The following is a 19,047-nucleotide window of genomic DNA, read 5'->3' on the forward strand; positions in this document are numbered from 1 at the left end:
TAGTACTGTATAATCAAGTTAATTGATGATTCCGGAGTCGAAAAAAATGAAAATCGCAATCTGTGATGATGACAAAACGCAAAGAGAATACTTGGCAACTCTCGTAAAAGAATGGGCGAGAAAGAACAACAAGATTCTTATGCTCGAACTCTTTGAAAACGCACAGGGATTTCTCTTCTCTTGGAGTACCGATCAGAGCTATGACGCGCTGCTTCTGGACATTCAAATGCCCGTTTTAAATGGAATGGAACTCGCCAGGAAAATTCGCGAGCGTGATGAACTGCTGGCGATTATCTTCATTACCGGCTTCTCTGATTATATGGATGAAGGCTATGAAGTCTCCGCATTGCACTATCTGATCAAGCCAGTGAAAGAGGAAAGACTCTTTACTGTTCTCGATCGCGCTTCAAAAAAAGTCACTAAGCAGAAAAAAACGCTGCTGATTGAACAAAACGGAGAGATGATCCGAGTGAATCAAGAAGACATCCTTTGTCTTGAGGCTTTTGCTCATACGATTGACGTGACGACGGCGGAGCAGCACTATCAAGTCAAAGTGAGCATCGATCAGTTCGAACGACAGCTTGATCCCCATCTCTTTGTGCGTCCGCATCGCTCCTATCTTGTTGGATTAAAATACATCAGTCAGCTTCGCAAAACAGGCCTTACCTTGGACACCGGCAAGAAAATTCCGGTTAGCAGACGCCGTTATCAAGCAGTGAACCAGGCGTTTATCCGCTTTTTCAGAGGAGGTACCGAGCAGTGACCGATTATCTCATTTACGGACTGATTACTCTTGTTCTGATCGTTCTAACTGCAATCATCACACACCGCCAAACCCTGCGCGCAGGCGAACGCCAGCTTGATACCTACCAGAAAGATCTGCTTGCCAAACACTATGATGAAGTCCAGAATATCTACCACAAAATGCGCGGCTGGCGCCATGACTACCACAGCCACATCCAAACGATGAAAGCCCATCTTGCTCTTGATCAAATGGATGAACTCAAATCCTATTTAGACATGCTGGACAATGATCTAGAAACTGTTGATACAGTGATTAAGACCGGCAACATTAAGCTAGACGCGATTCTGAACAGCAAGCTTTCACTGATTGCAAGCAGTAATATTAAAGTAAATGCTAAAGCCCAAGTTCCGGAAAAGCTCTCTGTAAACGAAGTCGATCTGTGCATCATCATCGGCAATTTGCTCGATAACGCGCTTGAAGGTTGTCGAGAGCTGCACAACGAAGATCAACCGTTTATCCGCATCTATATCGGTGTGTTTAAAAAGCAGCTCTACCTTTCCGTTACAAACTCGGCCCCGGAAATGCTTAAGAAAATAAGCATTGGGCGCTACCTAACCACTAAAGGCGACGGCCATGGATTCGGTCTGATGCGCATCGACACTTTAGTTAAAAAATATGACGGCTACCTAAATCGCCAAAACGAGCCCGGTGTGTTTGCCACAGAGATCATGCTCCCCCTTTAGCTATGGAGGGGTCGCAGATGGAACTATGTTGTGCTTCCTTTGTAACAAGGGAGAGGAAGCAGATAGAACTAAGTTGTGCTCCCCTATAACTAGGGAGGGATCGCAGTAAGATCTAATGTGTTCGTTTCATGCAATAGTTTTTAACCATTCGTGTCTCATTTCGTGCCATTCGTGCACGATTTTATTTTTGAAACGATTTCTGTGCTAGTTTATAGCCATGAAGGAGTTGATGTGTTGTGAAAAAAACAGAGCAAAACCCGAGTTATTCGACAATACAAAATGTCGGCTTCGTTTTGAAAAATATGTGGCGTTGGAATAAAAAGCTGTTTTTCGCTTCGGTTGCGCGCGTTCCTTTTCTGGTACTTCTGCCTTTTCTCGGTATCTTGATGCCAAAGCTCGTGATTGACAGTTTGACCGAAAAAGTAAGCCCTTTGCATTTTGCCACAGTGATCGCTTTCATGACACTTGCCATCATGATTTGCAATGTTGTTGGACGTTCACTTGATGCTTGGCTACAATGGAACGTCAACCATAATCGAATCAATTACATCGTACTCATGCAGCGGAAGATGATGGATACGGATTATGGCAACCTTGAGAGCCCTGAAGGACAGAACAAGCTGGAAAAGGCACATCAGGCTACAAATGGTAATCGTAAGGGAACAGAAGCGATCATTATGGCTTTAGTAACACTTGCCGCCAATATTTTCGGAATAATCCTTTATGGCGGGGTACTCGCCACGTTGAATCCGTTAGTCATTGCTTTTCTGCTGTTCACCGCAATTGTTGGATTCCTTTTCTCTCGTCATGCACAAGTCTATGAACATGTACATAAAGACGACTGGACACCCGTTGAAAACAAACTGGACTATCTGATTCGGGAATGCGACGACTATTCGACCGGTAAAGATCTACGTCTTTACCAAATCACACACTGGTTCAGTGAACGATTTGACACACTGATGAACGACCGAACCATTTGGCATAAACGTATCGCGCTGCGCCACTATTTTTCAGATGGTGCCGTCGGCGTCATGGCACTTTGCCGCGATGGTGTTGCTTACGCTTATCTGATTTATCTCGTGCTGAATGGACATTTGACGGTTGCCAATTTCACTCTTTATTTTGGAACGATCGCCGGTTTTTCCACTTGGCTGACCAGTTTGACCGAACAACTGGCAAAAGTACAGCATATGAGTCTAGAAATCTGTGATGTCCGCAATTATCTGAATATGGAGGATACATCCAACCGTGATGAGGGGCTGCCGCTTCCGCCTAAAAACAGCTGGCCCTGCTCGATCACCTTCGACCATGTATCCTTTTCCTATCCTGGAAATGATCGGAAAATTCTCGATGATGTCAGTCTTCATATCGATGCAGGAGAAAAAATGGCGCTTGTCGGCTTGAACGGCGCCGGAAAAACAACCTGCATTAAATTATTGTGCGGATTCTACCAGCCGACATCCGGTCACATTTTGATCAACGGAAAAGATATGACTTCCTTTAATCGTGATGATTACTACAAACTGTTTACGGCTGTTTTTCAGGACATTCATATTTTGCCGGTTTCGATTGCACGTAATATCGCGCCAAAGCTTGATGAAGCAATTGATGAGGAGAAAATGGAGCGTTGTCTGCAATTAGCGGGTTTCAAAGAGAAAATGGACAGCCTCGAACAAGGCTTAGACTCAATGATGGTTAAAGAGGTCCATGAACACGCAGTACAGTTCTCCGGCGGTGAACTACAAAAAATGCTGCTGGCACGCGCTCTGTATAAAGAGTCGCCGATCCTAATTCTCGATGAACCGACTGCGGCGCTTGACCCCATCTCCGAAAATGATCTTTACGAGCGTTATGGGACGTTAACTAAAGGACGGACCTCTCTGTTTATCTCCCATCGTCTGTCGAGCACACGCTTTTGCGATCGGATTATTTTTCTTTCTGACGGAAAAATTACTGAAATCGGCACACATGACGAACTAATGAGACAAGGCGGAAAATATGCGCAGCTTTTTGCGATTCAAAGTCATTATTATCAAGATCAGCTTCACGGAGAAGTGATAGGAGGCGAGCAGCTTTGAAAACCAGCACTCAGCAATCAAAATTCAAAACGAAATGGCATTATTTATGGCGTGGGATGGGATTTATTCAATCCAAGGTGCCTTCCCTGCTGCCAGCCGTTGCTTTTGGCGCGCTGCTCAAAGCGTTCAGTCCATTCATCACCATTTATTTAACCGCCCGGATTATTGATGAATTGTTTGGCTCGCGCTCCGTGATTCATCTTGCATGGCTGACCGGAGCAGCAATTGTATTGAACTTAATCGTTTATCTGCTGCAAAAAGCGATGGAACACATAAAGGATACGGGCGAATTTCGTTTGAATTACTTCGGTGTATTTGAGATGGATCAATTGATTCTGAACACCGATTTTGAAAATGTAGAAAAACCCGATTTTCACTTGAAGAAACAGAAAATTGATGAAGGTGCCAACATGAATATGCGAGGAATCTGGCAGCTTCCTGAATTGACGAGCTTGTTTATTTCTAACCTTTGCATCGTTGTTTTTGCTGTTATTCTTTCCTTTCCGCTGTTCTGGGCCTTTTCAACGCACTCGGATTCTTTGTTGGATTCACCTTGGCTGTCTTTGCTGTTTCTTGGGCTAGTCTTTGCTTCGTCCATCTATTCTGTCATATCAAACGCTCGCTTCAGCAAATGGGTATTCCATAAAATGGACGGCATGATGATCATTAATCGCGCGTTTAGCTTTTACGGCAATCTAATGCGCGATCATCAATTAGGGAAGGATATAAGAATTTATCAAGAACAAAAATTGATTGGAAAAGCCTATGCTGATTTTAGACAGCAAAGTATGCGTCTCTTCGGTATTGAGATGTCTAAGCGTCAAAGCCGTTTCTGGGGAATCAGCGCTGCTATTTCTTCACTGATCAGCGGATTTGTCTATCTTTTCGTCGGTATGAAAGCGCTGGTTGGACTAATCAGTATTGGTTCGGTTGTACAGTATGTCGGCGCGATCAGTCAATTCACTACTGGCTTTTCTGAACTGATTACTTCGGCAACCGACATTTGGCAGGATATTGATTACGTTGAGCTCTATTTCAATTTTCTTGATACGCCGAACCCAAAGTACCAAGGCAGCCTACCTGTTGAGAAGCGCAATGATAATGAATATGAGATTGAATTCCGCAATGTGTCCTTTAAATATCCGGGCTCTGAAACCTACGCTTTGAAAAATCTGTCACTCAAACTGAAAATAGGCGAGCATTTCGCTGTGGTTGGTCGCAACGGTTCAGGAAAAACAACTTTTATCAAGCTGCTTACCCGACTCTATGATCCGCAGGAAGGCGAGATTCTGCTCAACGGCATTAACATTCAGAAATACGACTACATCGAATATCTTCGGCTTTTCTCTGTGGTCTTCCAAGACTTTAAACTGTTTGCTTTTTCCGCCGGGCAAAACGTTGCAGCAGACGTGCATTACGACAAAGAACGCGCAATGGAATGTCTTGACAAGGCGGGCGTTGGCGATCGAATCCGTAAAATGAGCAAAGGTCTGGATACACCACTCTATAAAATAGACGCTGACGGTGTTGAGATTTCCGGTGGAGAAGCTCAGAAAATTGCCATTGCTCGCGCACTCTATAAAGACGCCCCGTTCGTTATTCTTGATGAGCCAACTGCAGCATTGGACCCTGTTGCTGAGTTTGAAGTCTATTCAAAATTCAAGGAAATTGCCAGTGATAAAACTGCGATCTATATCTCACATCGGCTCTCTTCATGCCGCTTCTGCGATCATATTCTTGTCTTCGATCAAGGCGAACTGATCCAAAACGGCAGCCATGACCAACTGATTCAAGACATAAACGGTCAGTATTATAAGCTGTGGAATGCCCAGGCGCAGTATTACCGAGAAGATCCTCGGAAATCGAGATTACTTGGGTAAGCTTATTCCCATTATTGAACGCTCTCATAAGTTTATCGAGCATTCTGGTTTTTTCTCATCGCTCAACAGATTAGATCAATCTCTCGTACCTATTTCCTATACAACAAACAACACCCCCGCATGCACCAATAGGCATGCGGGGGTGTTTATTCATTCAATCGCTCTTATTTAGCGACTGCTTTAGCTTTTTCTGCGAGTGTTGCAAATGCTGCTTCGTCATGAATGGCGAGATCAGCCAGCATCTTGCGGTTTACTTCAATGCCTGCTACCTTCAAGCCATTGATCAGCTTGCTGTAAGACAAGCCGTTGATACGTGCCGCAGCGTTGATACGCGCAATCCACAGTCTGCGGAAGTTACGCTTCGTTTGACGGCGGTCACGGTATGCATAAGACAGGGATTTGAAGACCTGTTGTTGTGCAACTTTGAATAATTTATGTTTTGCGCCGAAATAACCTTTTGCTAATTTAAGTACTCTTTTGCGTCTGCGACGAGTCACATATCCGCCTTTAACTCTTGCCATTGTAAAAACCTCCTGGAATAAACCGCCCGGCTGTACCGTGACGGCATAGAAAATAAATCTTAGTACATTGTTTAGAATCAGTTGTTGATGATTTTCTTGAGCTTCTTAGCTAGAGTTGATGTTGCAATCGTGCTCTTGTCGAGGTTGCGTTTCTGCTTATTCGACTTGTGGCTGAACATATGACTCGTGAAGCCGTGTTCCCGTTTGAACTTGCCGGTACCTGTCTTCTTGAAACGCTTTGCGGCACCTTTGTGTGTTTTCATTTTTGGCATAAAAAGAATCCTCCTAGTAAGATCAGCATCTAATAGCAGCCGAAATCGCTAATAGAGCTGTTCCGTTAAATTGCTGTATTACTTCTCGGCTTTTGGCGCAAGCACAAGAAACATGCTGCGTCCTTCCATTTTCGGCTTTGCCTCGACAACACTGATATCTGCACATTCCTCAGCGAGTTTTTCCAGCACCTGCCGTCCAAGATTAGAGTGCGTGATTGCACGACCCCTGAATCGTACGGAAGCTTTTACTTTATCGCCTTTTTCAAGAAATTTCTTGGCATTGCGCATTTTCGTATTAAAGTCATGTTCTTCAATACTCGGACTAAGCCGAATTTCTTTCAAACTGATGACTTTCTGGTTCTTTCGCGCTTCACGTTCTTTTTTCTGTTGTTCGAACCGGAATTTGCCGTAATCCATGATTCGGCAAACCGGAGGCTTAGCGCCGGGAGCAACCATCACCAAGTCAAGATTCACATTGTGAGCCATAGCTAGTGCTTCTGCTTTCGACTTAATGCCGACCTGTTCTCCGTTCTGACCAATCAGACGAACCTGCTGCGCACGAATACCTTCGTTGACAATCATATCTTTGCTAATATTGAGCCACCTCCAAATAAATTTGAGCAAATCGCTGGCTAAGTGAGCAAACAAAAATACGGGCGTGAAAACGCCCGTATTGACTATTTATTCCTTAATTCATACCTGGCAACAGCATTTCTGCGTCGAACAGGTGAGAAGCCGGGCGCCTCTGCTTTACTCATTGTCAATTCCTCAATTACTATATCATGTCTGAATCCTTATTGCAAGTTTTACTTTGCTTTAAGAATGAACTTTTTCACAATTTTTCATTAGAAAATCGAACAGCATGTCATGGCTGACTTTCTCTGCTTCTTTCTCCAATCCAAGCTGACGCAGTATTTCAAGACCGATTGGCAGCGTTGTTCCTGCAGCTCGAGATGTAATAACTTTTCCCGAAACAACCACAGGATCCTCGCTATATGTCGCATCTTTAATATGGTCCTTGAAGTCCGGATTGCTTGTTGCCGTTTCGCCTTTCAGCACTCCGGCACGTTCCAAAGCAATCGGAGCGGCGCAAATAGCAGCAACGAGTTTCCCATTCTTTTTGTAGGAACGAATCAGCTTCTGAGCACGTTCATCGTCGCGCAAAGTCGTCGCACCCTTAACGCCACCCGGAAGGTAGATCCCATCAAAATTGTGCAAACCATCACTATCAATGCTCACATCTGCTTTGACGACAATATTTCTTGAACCTTCAACGAGCAAGGTCGGGGCAAGTGAACAAAGAACAACCTTAACTCCGCCTCGACGAAGTACATCGACCGCTGTTACTGCTTCCGTCTCTTCAAATCCTTCTGCAAGCAATACGAGAAATTTCTTCATCAACACGCGCTCCCTTTTTCTTTCATCGTACCACATCAATTCGACCAATCAAAGCAGAGCGCAGTCAAAGGAATTGTGTACCCTTTCCGAAACGTCCGCGAACTGCTGAAGTCATGTTGATCATCATTTAAATCTCCTCCTCATTATTTTTTTGATTGATTATCGGATGTATCGTTCATATTCAAAACGTTTGTCAAGCATCTTATTTCTCAGCGCGTCAATACGCCTACGATCTTCATAGCGTTCACGCAACGGTCTTGGTCTTCTGACCGTAATCGTAAAGGTCAATGCAAATAAATTGAATTTCATCATGGTATGACCTCCCTCCCTATTTATTGGTCTTTCATTGAAAAATTCCTTTGCTTCAATCGGCATACTTAAATGTGCAGTTGCTGTTGACATAGTCTTCATCCTTTCATTTTAGTTGTTGGTTTAACCGCTCGGAGCCATGCTGCGCATGCCCGAGGGCAAGAATGGTTTATATAAAAGCGGAGCGCTAAGCGCTGAGCTTTACACCCAAAAGGCAAAAAAAGACCGTAACGACAATGCCGGTACGGTCAAAAAAGAGCATAAAAAGACCGCAGTCATTCGAGACCTGCGGATCCGTTCTTATTTTATACTAATCATATACTCATCATTGTTAGCGCAATAAGGAATTCGTTGAGGTCACCCGGACAGTATATTCAATTGATGATACGGCAACGTTCATTCCAAGTGTCATCATGTCTTGATGACCTCCTTTCAATTCGTTTTTTGCTCTTTCATTATATATGGTAAATGTTTCATTGTAAACCTGAAAATGAAGAATAGGCAAACTAATTCTTTAATCAATACTCATTCTCATTATTGGGACACTCGATTTTCACTGCTCAGATGCAGCGTTGAGTGAACAAAACAGACACGATCCTCGAACACACGGTGCAATGTCTTCATCATCCCATGCTCCGGTCGGTCCGTATAAACAATCACCTGTTTCGGTGCAAGCGCAATTAAGGATAGCACGATGGAAGGCTCAGCCTCGATGCCCCATTGCTTCAACAGCGGATAAAAAGAGCGTACCGATTGTACATTGCGAATCAGTCGATGGTGATCGTCAAACAACCGAAACGGATGTTCATCATAAACTTCAATTTTTTCACAGAGCGGTTTGTATGCTCTGATAATGCGTCTCAGCTTGTCTATAAAAACCTGATATTCTTGCTCCAGCTTATATTCATCAATCGCAATTTCGACATATTGGCGCAATGCTTTTTTATAGGCAGTCAAACGAAAACGAATAATGGATTCGAAGGAAAAAGAATTGTGTTCCTTCAGAATACCTTCCAATGATTCCATAATCGTTTCGCGCCGATCCTGAAGGGCATCCATCTGAGGCAAGTCATTCTTCTCACCGGCAAAAATAGCCGAAACAATATTTAAAATAGCCACCTGTTCTTCCGGCTCGGTGAAATAATAATAGCGTTTAATAATGGTCATGATCCAATCTTTTTCATGTTCTTCGATAATATAACGCGTAATTAACTGGGCAAACTCTTTATAATCTACCGTTTTCTCCGGAAAAACGGCTAAACGGCTGTTAATCAGCAGCACACCGGTTACTTGTCTGAAGGAAGAAGGCAATCTGCGATAAAAATCTGCCGCCTCCTGCTGGGTATCAAAAACAATCTCCAATGGTTCATCCTCCCCGTCCCAACTTATATTATGACTATATGGGGGGAAGTCCTCATTCATGCTTTCAACTGAAAAATTATTTTTAATATCTAAATCTTAGTGCTGTTTTTTCAAAGCAATTGTTCTGAACCCTGAACATAATTTTTATCGACGATTAGAGCCTTCCATTTTGACAAGCTTCGTAAAATGGCGAATCCGTTCCATCAGCCGCTTCGCTTTGACGTTCTCAATGCCGCTTTTCTGTGAATAAGAAAAATGGTCTTCCAATTCATCATAATTAAAGTTGGACGTGTATAGTGTCGGCAAATGATCCATCATTCGGTATTGAAGAATGCTGCCGAGCACCTCATCGCGCACCCATGGCGTAATGGTTTCAGCTCCGATATCATCAAGAATCAGAACCGGAGTTTTTTTCAGAACGTCAAGCTTAGCATCAACCGTATTATCTTGTATCGCACTTTTTATTTCTCTGAAAAAGTCGGGAACATAGACAATAAGCGAAGCAATATGGCGCCGTTCGGCCAATCGATTCATGATTGCACCCATTAGATATGTTTTCCCGATCCCGAACTGTCCGCATAGATAAAGTCCCTTAGTCTCGGCAGGATCAGCTAAATAGTCCTTAACGAACTCGCCCGCTGCAAGAATAGCCTCTTGGCGTCCGCCTTCTCCCTTGTCAAGCGTAGCAAATGTGGCGCTTAAAATATCTTTAGGCACGTAATAGCTTCGAATTAATTCGCTCTGATGCTCTTTTGATTCGCGTTCGTGAAGCAGAGGACAAGGTGAGAAGGTCAGCGAAGGTGTGCCCTTATCATTTACTAATTGCGGCCGATATCCCTTCATCATATTTGGACATTGGTCCAGTCCGGGACAATGCGCACAATGCTTCTGTTCCGAGACAAATTGATAAAGTCGCGACAAGCTTCTTGTCCACGCAGCCGAACTGATCTCCGGATTTTTTTCAGCGAATTGACGGATAGCCGGATTATTCTTAAGCGCACCCGAAAGCTGATCCCATTTTTCTTGCATCGCCTGCTGAGCGGCTAAATCTTTGAAAAAAGAATGAATCGGTTCCATCCAAACGCTCCTCCCTTATCTACATGTTCATATATTATTTAAGTAATCCTCAAGCCATTTTGCTCTCTGTTTTACAGCTTCGTCGTCATCCTTGGATTGTTGTTCCGGTTGTTTCGGATTCTTCATCCATTCTGGAACGACCTCATGATGCTCATTCTGAGATGATTTTCTTGTCCGTCGTGTACTTTGCGCTTGCCCTGATGCCTTGCCTTTCTTCTGTTGCTCTCGTTTCCTTTGCTCTTCGCGTGCGTAAGCCATTGCCTCGGGCACCGTCCGCACATTTGCCCTTGCCCATTGCGCAGCAACCTTCTCCACAAATGATTTATTAAGATTATGATCGTTCACCTGAGAAATGTAGTCAATTAATACATTGATTACTCCGGGATTCAGTTTTGTATCGAACATCAGGTTTTCAATTAAACGTAAATCGGGTGCTGCCGGCTTACTTCCCTGTCCAAGCGCTTCAAGCAATTGATAGGGCGAGTTCCGTTCATACCATGCAATCAGTTGTTCCTCTGCGTTCTGCGGCTCTCTGTCCACAATCTTCCGCTCTTCATGTGGCTGTGTTCGCTCATAAAGAGCAGGCATCTCGTCCGAGCCATGCTCAAGCAAATAAAAGTCGCGTACTTCTTTTCGCAATGCGGAGATGTCAACCGTGCCTGTATGCAGTGCTGCGGACTGCACCGCACGGCTCATATCATAGGGCTCAGTCTGATAGACGAACGCCAGCTTATCAATGGCGAGCCGCACCTCATCAGTCAGCGCATCTTCGCTAAGGATCGCATCAGAGAGATACGTCAGCATTTTCTTAAAATCAAAGTGATTGCTGAAACGGACCTTAGGGGTTTCCGACCGCATGACCCAAGATCCGTTTGAGGCCGTATTTAGCCTTTCATCTGTTGTTTCTGCAGACGGCAATGACTGAAACACTTCGTCAAAATGAGCGGATACATCTTCATAGTCATCCGTGCTGATCGATTTACTTTCAAAAAGGCTGCTCAATCGTTTATACTCTCTCGGACCAACCTGACGATATAAAAATAAATTTAAAAAACCGTCTTTAAAAAATAAATCCGGTGTCAGAGGCGGCTCAAGATAATAGGCAAATCGGCCGGGGGTTGCTCCCTTTTTCTTCAAGGTTTGCAGCAGCCCGACGGCCTCTAATTTTTTTCTTGCTTTAAGTATTCGATCCAATGGCAGGTTCATCGATCCCATGAGATGATGATGCGTCAAAAATTCCTCCGTATCATCAATTTCCTGCCAAAATGTAAAGTACATACTCGCCGCATCGATGCCGATCAGAGGCTGGTAAAGGCATGTAATAATCCTCTGGTCAAAAGGATGAAGCAGTCCATTCGTCAGTACATGATAATGATCTCCGGGCAGCACTTCTTTCCATGACTGCATCATGTTCATTCCCCCATTCTGCGTCTGTTGCGCAGAAATCAAGGATCCGTTCTTCGTCGGCCTTCCTCAATCTCTTACTTCTTGCTTTTCTTTTCTTTCTCTAATTGATCTTTCAATTCCTGGATCTTCTTGGCGAATACATTAATATCCGTAAACTGTCTATACACTGAAGCAAACCGGACATAAGCAACCTCGTCCACTTTTGCTAATTCATTCATCACAAGTTCGCCGATCTCATGGCTGTTCACTTCCGAACGTCCATCATCGCGAAGCTTCTTTTCCACATGATTTGCGAGCTGTTCGAGCCGTTCAAGGGGAACCGGGCGTTTTTCGCAGGCTTTTATAAGTCCGCGCAGCATTTTTTCATGACTGAAGGCTTCTCTCGTTTCTCCCTTTTTTACGACCACTAAAGGAGTTTCCTCCACCTTTTCAAAGGTCGTAAAACGGTGATGACATAGCTCACATTCTCTACGTCTGCGTATCGCCCGTCCATTGTCAACGGGACGGGAGTCAAGCACTTTCGTCGCCATTTGTTTACAGCTTGGACAGCGCATTTTTCTTTTCACTCCATTCGCTGTTTTCGATAAATCTATTGTATCCTACATGGCAACTTATGAAAAGGCAGGCAAGTTATGCTCATGTCTCATCCAAAATAGACCAGCGGCGCAGCAAACGGCGAAGCTGAGCTTCAGACTCCTGAATCGAACCATTATTGTCAATCACTGCATCTGCTCTTTTCACTTTATCAAGCAGCGGGATTTGCGAAGCGATACGTGCACGCGCCTGATGCTCAGTCAATTTATTTCTGGACATGAGCCGATGCAACTGATTTTCTTCAGTCACAGCTACAACCAAAGTCTGATCAACCCAAGATTCCAAGCCGTTTTCATACAGGAGCGGAATATCCAAAAAAACAACACGGGCACCTTGTTTCTCAAGTTGATCCAGTGTTTCGTTCATCCGACAACGAATGATGGGATGTAGAAGTTCATCTAATTGATGACGTTTAATGCTGTCCTGAAAGACAAGAGCACCCAATTTTCTCCGATCCAGTTCACCTGTCGGCAAAATCATCGTTTCTCCAAAATGTTCAGCGATTTTTGCAAGCGCTGGTTCTCCCGGAACAACGATCTCACGCGAGATTTTATCGGCATCAATAACCGGGTAGCCGTGTTGTATCAGCCAGTGTGAAATGGTGCTTTTCCCGCTTGCGATCCCGCCTGTCACTCCGATTTTCTTCATTTTTTCGAACCTCTTGGTTGGCAAACCGGGCAAAAATGTGTCCCGCGTCCGCCAACTTTTATTTTTTCAATTGGCGTGCCGCAACGTATGCAAGGCTCACCCGTTCTTCCGTACACATTTAATTGCTGTTGAAAAAGTCCCATATGACCTTGACTGTTCACAAACGTGCGGATTGTGCTGCCGCCCTGCTTAACGGCTTCACTCAATGTCTCAACAATTGCCTTTATAATTCGACTCAATTGATCGCCAGTTAGTGTGCAAGCGACAGTCGTCGGGTGAACACCAGCCTTAAATAAGGATTCATCAACATAAATATTCCCAAGTCCGACAAGAACGGTCTGATCAAGTAGCACTTGTTTTATCGTTCTCTTTGTATTTCGGCAGGCAGCCGCAAGATATTCTTCGGTCAGATCTGAGGACAGCGGCTCGGGACCAAGCTTTGAAAGCGGCAGATGATTCCATTCATCACCTTTATCAAAAAGATGCATGGTGCCGAATTTGCGAACATCCCGATAACGAAGTGCAGTATTATCGGTAAAGTGAAAGATCACATGAGTATAAGCATCAAGTGGCTCACTTTCCGGATCCAAGCGATATCGCCCTTCCATCCTCAGATGTGATACAAGGACAAGATCATCGAAATCAAGCAGCAAAAATTTTCCGCGACGCTGCACATCCGTCAGCGTTTCCCCAATCAATTGAGCTTTGAATTGATTAATGTCTATTGGTCGACGGATAATATTCGGCCAGCGTACGTCAACACTTTTCACCGTTTTTCCAATAACAAGCTCATTCAACGTTCTCTTCACAGTTTCCACTTCTGGTAATTCCGGCAAACGACTTCCCCCTCAACACCTGTGCTGCGACTTTATTTTGCATCATACCAAGTTGGTCCATAGGAACGCTCAACCTTTAGCGGAACGCTCAATTGAATCGCATGTTCCATGACTTCGGGCACAAGTTTGCTCATCGTTTCTAGTTCTTGCTCTGGCACCTCAAAGATCAACTCATCGTGTACCTGAAGCAGCATTCGCGATTTGAGTTTTTCTTCTTTAAGCCGTTGATCCATGACGATCATTGCCTTCTTAATTACATCGGCCGCGCTGCCCTGAATCGGCGTGTTCATCGCTGTGCGTTCAGCAAAGCTTCGGCTGTTAAAATTGCGACTGTTGATGTCGGGCAAATAGCGACGACGGTTGAGCAGTGTTGTCACATATCCTTCTGATCTCGCCTGCTTCACAATATTCTCCATATATTGGTGAACACCCGGATAGCTTTGCAGGTATTTTTCAATAAATCGAGCAGCATCTTTTCGAGTGATTCCAAGGTTTTGCGAAAGCCCATAATCGCTGATTCCGTAAATAATGCCGAAGTTGACTGCTTTCGCATGACGGCGCATTAGCGAGGTAACCTCATCCTTTTCGACGCCAAATACATCCATCGCCGTTTTCGTATGGATATCCATACCATCAATAAATGCCTGTTTCAAGTTTTCGTCATCAGCAATATGTGCCAAGACGCGCAGTTCAATTTGTGAATAGTCTGCAGAGAAAATCTGCCAGCCGTCTTCGCTTGGAAGAAATGCTTTGCGGATTTTTCTGCCTTCCTCAAGTCGAATCGGGATGTTCTGCAAGTTCGGATCGGTCGAACTGAGTCTTCCGGTTTGTGTTAACGCCTGGTTATAACACGTGTGCACTCGTCCCGTTTCCGGATTGATGACCTTGAGCAGGCCCACTACATACGTTGATTTTAATTTGCCTAACTGACGAAAATCCAGAATTTTGTCAATAATTTCATGTCGGCCGCGCAGCTTTTCAAGAACATCTGCTGCAGTTGAATAGCCTGTTTTCGTTTTCTTGACCGGCGGAAGCATCAGTTTCTCAAATAAAATTTCACCCAGCTGTTTCGGTGAATTAATATTGAAGGTTACACCTGCCATCGAATAGATATCCTGTTCAATAATATTCAGCGTTCGGTCAAGCTCATCGCCCATAGCTTTCAAGGTTTCACTGCTTGCTCGGATCCCTGTAAATTCCATCTGTGCAAGTACTCGTGCAAGCGGCAGCTCTAGATCAAAAAGCAATTTTTTCTGCTTATTCTCATTCAGTTCCTGAATCAATTTCGGTTCCAACTGCAGCAGCGCCGCTGCCTTTCTGCCAAGATGCTGCGCTTGCCCATCTCCTTCAGGTATCTTTCTTTTCGCACCTTTTCCATAGAAAGCATCGTCGGTTTCAATATTAGAAATACCGCGTTTTGTGGCAAGAAGTGCCAAGTCTTGTCCTGCTTCTGATGAATCAATCAAATAGGTGGCTAAACGGACATCAAAAGCAATGCCCTTTAGCGAAATACCGCGCCATTTCAAGGCAACTTCGGCCTGTTTGCTGTCAAGAAGCACCTTTTTCTGTTTGGGATCTTCCAGCCACTTGCGGAAGCATTCGTCTTTCAGTGCGTCTTCGGTATCAATAAAATATGTACCTGTGTCGTTTGCGACAGCAAAACCATTGATTTCGCCGTAATGATAGTTTTCCTCAAGCATTTGAACGATCAGCGCACTTGGTGAAACAAGTTGCTCTGATGAAAATTCGGTCACGGTGTGAACAGAAATAGCCACAGCCTCTGTTTCACTTTGATCCGATCCATTTGCATCTAATTTATCAAGAAGAGATTGGAAGCCTAACTCACGGAATAAATCTTTCAATTGATCGTTAAATTCATGTGTATATGCGCATGAATCGGTCGTCACTTCTATAGGCGAATCATTGTCAATCGTTGCAATTCGTTTACTCAGCAATGCCTGATCTTTATTTAATTCCAACTTTTCTTTTAGCTTTTTACCTGACACTTCATCAATATGATCATAAACGCCCTCAACGGTTTTAAACTGCTTAAGAAGTTTGATTGCTGTTTTTTCTCCGACACCGGGAACACCGGGAATATTGTCTGATGCATCGCCCATGAGCCCCTTTAGGTCAATAACTTCCCGCGGGTCGATTCCATAGCGTTCGCGTACTTTGTCTGCATCATAATCAACGGTATCAGTAATACCTTTGCGTATCAATGACACCCGAACATCTTCATCAACAAGCTGAAGGTAGTCTTTGTCCCCTGTCACAATTCGAACTTCGAATCCATCATGATGGGCTTTTCTGGCAAGCGTCCCGACAATATCATCTGCTTCGTAATTGTCAAGTTCATAGCGTTTGATTGCCATTGCATCGAGCAATTGATGTACAAGCGGAAATTGCTGTGATAATTCCGGTGGCGTCTTCTGACGACCGCCTTTATATTCTTTATAGGTTTCATGACGGAACGTCGTCTTGCCTGCGTCAAAAGCAACAAGCAAATGAGTGGGCTGTTCTTCCTCAATAACTTTCATTAACATCATCGTGAAACCGTAGACTGCGTTGGTGTACATGCCTTGATTATTGCTAAGCAGCGGCAAAGCAAAAAAAGCGCGGTATACAACATTATTTCCGTCAATTAAAACTAATTTTTTCATCATGTTCCTCCTGAAAGCAAAAGAAAACCTGTGTTGCTTATTCTTATATTCTAAAGCAACACAGGTTATTTATCCAATTAGATATGGGGATTTTTTAAAGGTGATCGTGAACGTCGACCCTTTCCCAAGTTCGCTGTCCACATGGATTTGTCCTCCATGTGCCTCAACGAGATGCTTGACTATCGCAAGTCCCAGACCTGTACCTCCCGAGTCTCTGCTCCTAGCTTTATCTACACGATAAAAGCGTTCAAAAATACGAGGTATCTGATCTTTTTCGATTCCCATTCCTGTATCAGCGACGATGAAATCTGTCTCCTGATCACGTTCGTGAATCGAAACGGAAACATCGCCATTTTCCGGTGTATATGAAATCGCGTTGGAAATGAGGTTAATCATAATCTCACGAATACGAAATGAGTCGCCCATAATAATACCTTCATCGCCTTGCTCATGTCTCAGGTGAATATCTTTAGCGTCCGCCTTTTCTTTAAGCATGAACAACACACTATCCAGCACATTACTTAATGAAACTTGACTCATTTGAAGCTTGAAATGTTCTCGCTCAATCTTCGACAGTTCAAGTAAATCAGTGATCAAGCTCTGCAGGCGCCGTCCTTCATGGAGCATAATATGCAAAAATTGGTCTTCCAATTCCTTATCGTCTCTTGCTCCGTCAATCAGCGTTTCTGCAAACCCGATCAGCGATGTGACTGGTGTTCTTAGTTCATGAGAGACATTGGCAACAAAATCTTTACGCGTATTCTCCAGTTTTTTGATCGCAGTGATGTCGTGAAAAACAACTACGATTCCTCTTACCTTATTGTGCTTATTCAGAACAGGTGCACATGAAACATCAAAATGTTTCCGTTCGATGTGGACGGAAAGATGCAGCTGACGCTTTAACTTTTCTTTTGTCTCGAAAGCCTCATCGATAAGTTCCCGAACTTCCTCATAAGGAACCACCTCATGATAATCGGCGAGTTCCCAATGTGATGCACTCGTCTGAAAGTCTTCTTTAAATGTTTGGTTGACATAATTTATACGCCCGACACCGTCAATGAATAGCAAACCGTTTCCTATATTTTCAATCAAAGTGGACATACTGTCTTGTTGGCGAGTATAGGATCGATTAAGCTCGTGCATCGCATCTGAGATACGATTCATTGCTAAGTTAAGACGAAGTATACTTTCACGTTTTGCTTGATCCGAAGCAATCATATTATAAGAACCTTCGAGAAGGTTCTCAGCCATTCTGGCGGCAAACCGTATTGGCATTGAATAAGATCGCACTAAATGATCTCGATAGGCAAGTACCGCGATACCGGCCACAACAAAAAAGAAATAGACTAAATCAAGACCGACGATCACAGTTTTAAGTCCGGTAATTTTTAAATAACCGATAGCTTCACTATCTGATTTCATTTTTTTTATGTACACTAAAGAATCGCCCGATTGATGCATACCATCCATCAGATCAAGCGTATTCTTCTCTTTGCCTGCTGTAGCAAAGATCAGCTTCCGGTCTTCGTTATAAAGTGAAATCTTTATCTGTTCCTTTTTGGCAAATTGAGAAATAGCCGATTCATATTCAGCCGGCGGAACCTGCCCACGAAGAACAGCGATCGATTCGATCGAATTGGCGCGGGCGTTCATTGTTCGCTGATCGTCGTGAAGAAGAGCCACTTGTATGACTTCGTTTGAAACATAGACGATAAAAAACAAACAAGCGAGAACAAATCCCCACCGCATCCAAATTCTTGTATCAAATCTTTGGCTCTTCAAATTTATAACCCAACCCTCGAACTGTTTTAATATATAGCGGTTTTCGCGTTACATCTTCAATTTTTTCGCGGAGATGGCTGACATGAACATCAACAATCCGGGTATCACCAGCAAAATCATAGTTCCATACTGCATTAAGTAGTTGTTCACGCGTCAGAACTCTGCCTTTATGCTCCATCATATAGACCAAGAGTTCAAACTCCTTAGGTGTCAGAACCATTTCATCGCCCTTAAAAACCGCTTCAAAATTATTCGGATATACTTTTAAGTCACCGATTGCAAGTACTTCATTTTGTTCTTGTTTGCCAAGTTCAGTACGCCTTAAGATGGCCTTAACACGAGCCACTACTTCACGCGGGCTGAATGGTTTGGTCATATAGTCATCGGCCCCTAATTCCAAACCAAGTATTTTATCAAATTCATCGTCTTTGGCAGTTAGCATCAGTATCGGAATAAATTGTTTCTCTTGGCGTAGCTGTTTGCACACATCCATACCGTCCATACCTGGAAGCATCAAGTCAAGCACGATCAAATCCGGTCGTGTATCTCTTGCAAGCTGCAAAGCATCCGTACCGTTTGTTGCAGTAAGAACATCATATCCTGATTTTTTCAGATTAAAGGATAGAAGCGTCACAATTGACGGCTCATCATCCACAACCATAATTTTCTTTGCCAAACACACCACTCCTTGCTACTCTCTTTATCATAACAATTTTGAACGAAAGATTC

The 19,047-nt window shown here is 43.8% G+C and carries 18 protein-coding genes and 1 other annotated feature; of the genes, 4 read left to right on the top strand and 14 right to left on the bottom strand.

Annotated elements, in window-relative coordinates; genetic code table 11:
- The first annotated feature begins 46 nt into the window (after positions 1-46).
- The 4 genes from AC1MBV_RS12755 (at position 47) to AC1MBV_RS12770 (ending at position 5,449) form a co-directional block, all read left to right on the top strand.
- Positions 47-763 carry a LytR/AlgR family response regulator transcription factor gene (locus AC1MBV_RS12755; protein ID WP_255745732.1) on the top strand — a complete coding sequence of 239 codons (717 nt, stop codon included), beginning with the start codon at positions 47-49 and terminating at the stop codon, positions 761-763.
- The gene (locus tag AC1MBV_RS12760; protein WP_255745734.1) at positions 760-1,488 is read left to right on the top strand and encodes a sensor histidine kinase; all 729 of its coding nucleotides are present in this window, start codon (positions 760-762) and stop codon (positions 1,486-1,488) included. Before AC1MBV_RS12755 ends, AC1MBV_RS12760 begins: the two co-directional genes overlap by 4 nt.
- A gap of 236 nt (positions 1,489-1,724) precedes the next feature.
- Positions 1,725-3,569 (top strand): ABC transporter ATP-binding protein, encoded by a 1,845-nt coding sequence (locus tag AC1MBV_RS12765; protein ID WP_480948434.1) that lies wholly within the window; start codon positions 1,725-1,727, stop codon positions 3,567-3,569.
- Positions 3,566-5,449, top strand: a complete 1,884-nt coding sequence (locus AC1MBV_RS12770) for an ABC transporter ATP-binding protein (protein ID WP_480948435.1) — start codon at positions 3,566-3,568, stop codon at positions 5,447-5,449. Before AC1MBV_RS12765 ends, AC1MBV_RS12770 begins: the two co-directional genes overlap by 4 nt.
- Before the next feature lie 164 nt (positions 5,450-5,613).
- Here the strand turns inward: AC1MBV_RS12770 and rplT are convergent, their stop codons facing one another.
- The 14 genes from rplT to AC1MBV_RS12840 form a co-directional block, all read right to left on the bottom strand.
- The gene (gene rplT / locus AC1MBV_RS12775) at positions 5,614-5,970 is read right to left on the bottom strand and encodes a 50S ribosomal protein L20 (protein WP_255745739.1); all 357 of its coding nucleotides are present in this window, start codon (positions 5,968-5,970) and stop codon (positions 5,614-5,616) included.
- Positions 5,971-6,047: 77 nt separating this feature from the next.
- Positions 6,048-6,242, bottom strand: a complete 195-nt coding sequence (rpmI, locus tag AC1MBV_RS12780) for a 50S ribosomal protein L35 (protein WP_255745741.1) — start codon at positions 6,240-6,242, stop codon at positions 6,048-6,050.
- 78 nt (positions 6,243-6,320) lie between these two features.
- Complete coding sequence (gene infC / locus AC1MBV_RS12785) at positions 6,321-6,824, bottom strand: translation initiation factor IF-3 (RefSeq protein ID WP_255745744.1); 504 nt, start codon at positions 6,822-6,824, stop codon at positions 6,321-6,323.
- A 56-nt stretch (positions 6,825-6,880) separates the two neighbouring features.
- Positions 6,881-6,999: a sequence feature (ribosomal protein L20 leader region), on the bottom strand.
- 59 nt (positions 7,000-7,058) lie between these two features.
- Positions 7,059-7,640, bottom strand: coding sequence for a DJ-1 family glyoxalase III (locus AC1MBV_RS12790; protein ID WP_255745745.1), 582 nt, complete (start codon positions 7,638-7,640; stop codon positions 7,059-7,061).
- Positions 7,641-7,799: 159 nt separating this feature from the next.
- Positions 7,800-8,042, bottom strand: a complete 243-nt coding sequence (locus AC1MBV_RS12795; protein WP_480948436.1) for a hypothetical protein — start codon at positions 8,040-8,042, stop codon at positions 7,800-7,802.
- 441 nt (positions 8,043-8,483) lie between these two features.
- Positions 8,484-9,311, bottom strand: coding sequence for a putative sporulation protein YtxC (locus tag AC1MBV_RS12800; RefSeq protein ID WP_255745747.1), 828 nt, complete (start codon positions 9,309-9,311; stop codon positions 8,484-8,486).
- A 144-nt stretch (positions 9,312-9,455) separates the two neighbouring features.
- Entirely contained in the window at positions 9,456-10,388 is a 933-nt protein-coding gene (gene dnaI, locus AC1MBV_RS12805) for a primosomal protein DnaI (protein WP_255745748.1), read from the bottom strand.
- Positions 10,389-10,415: 27 nt separating this feature from the next.
- Complete coding sequence (locus tag AC1MBV_RS12810; RefSeq protein WP_255745749.1) at positions 10,416-11,798, bottom strand: replication initiation and membrane attachment family protein; 1,383 nt, start codon at positions 11,796-11,798, stop codon at positions 10,416-10,418.
- 71 nt (positions 11,799-11,869) lie between these two features.
- Positions 11,870-12,349, bottom strand: a complete 480-nt coding sequence (gene nrdR / locus AC1MBV_RS12815) for a transcriptional regulator NrdR (RefSeq protein ID WP_255745750.1) — start codon at positions 12,347-12,349, stop codon at positions 11,870-11,872.
- Between the two features lie 82 nt (positions 12,350-12,431).
- Entirely contained in the window at positions 12,432-13,037 is a 606-nt protein-coding gene (coaE, locus tag AC1MBV_RS12820) for a dephospho-CoA kinase (protein ID WP_255745751.1), read from the bottom strand.
- Positions 13,034-13,873: a DNA-formamidopyrimidine glycosylase gene (gene mutM, locus AC1MBV_RS12825; RefSeq protein ID WP_255745752.1), complete on the bottom strand. Its 840-nt coding sequence runs from the start codon at positions 13,871-13,873 to the stop codon at positions 13,034-13,036. Before mutM ends, coaE begins: the two co-directional genes overlap by 4 nt.
- A gap of 32 nt (positions 13,874-13,905) precedes the next feature.
- On the bottom strand, positions 13,906-16,536 hold the full coding sequence (polA, locus tag AC1MBV_RS12830) for a DNA polymerase I (RefSeq protein ID WP_255745753.1): 2,631 nt from the start codon (positions 16,534-16,536) through the stop codon (positions 13,906-13,908).
- Positions 16,537-16,605: 69 nt separating this feature from the next.
- Positions 16,606-18,318: a two-component system histidine kinase PnpS gene (gene pnpS, locus AC1MBV_RS12835; protein WP_255745754.1), complete on the bottom strand. Its 1,713-nt coding sequence runs from the start codon at positions 18,316-18,318 to the stop codon at positions 16,606-16,608.
- Positions 18,299-18,994 carry a response regulator transcription factor gene (locus AC1MBV_RS12840; RefSeq protein WP_255745755.1) on the bottom strand — a complete coding sequence of 232 codons (696 nt, stop codon included), beginning with the start codon at positions 18,992-18,994 and terminating at the stop codon, positions 18,299-18,301. Before AC1MBV_RS12840 ends, pnpS begins: the two co-directional genes overlap by 20 nt.
- Positions 18,995-19,047 lie beyond the last annotated feature (53 nt).

Source organism: Sporolactobacillus sp. PKPK-6 (assembly GCF_056678885.1).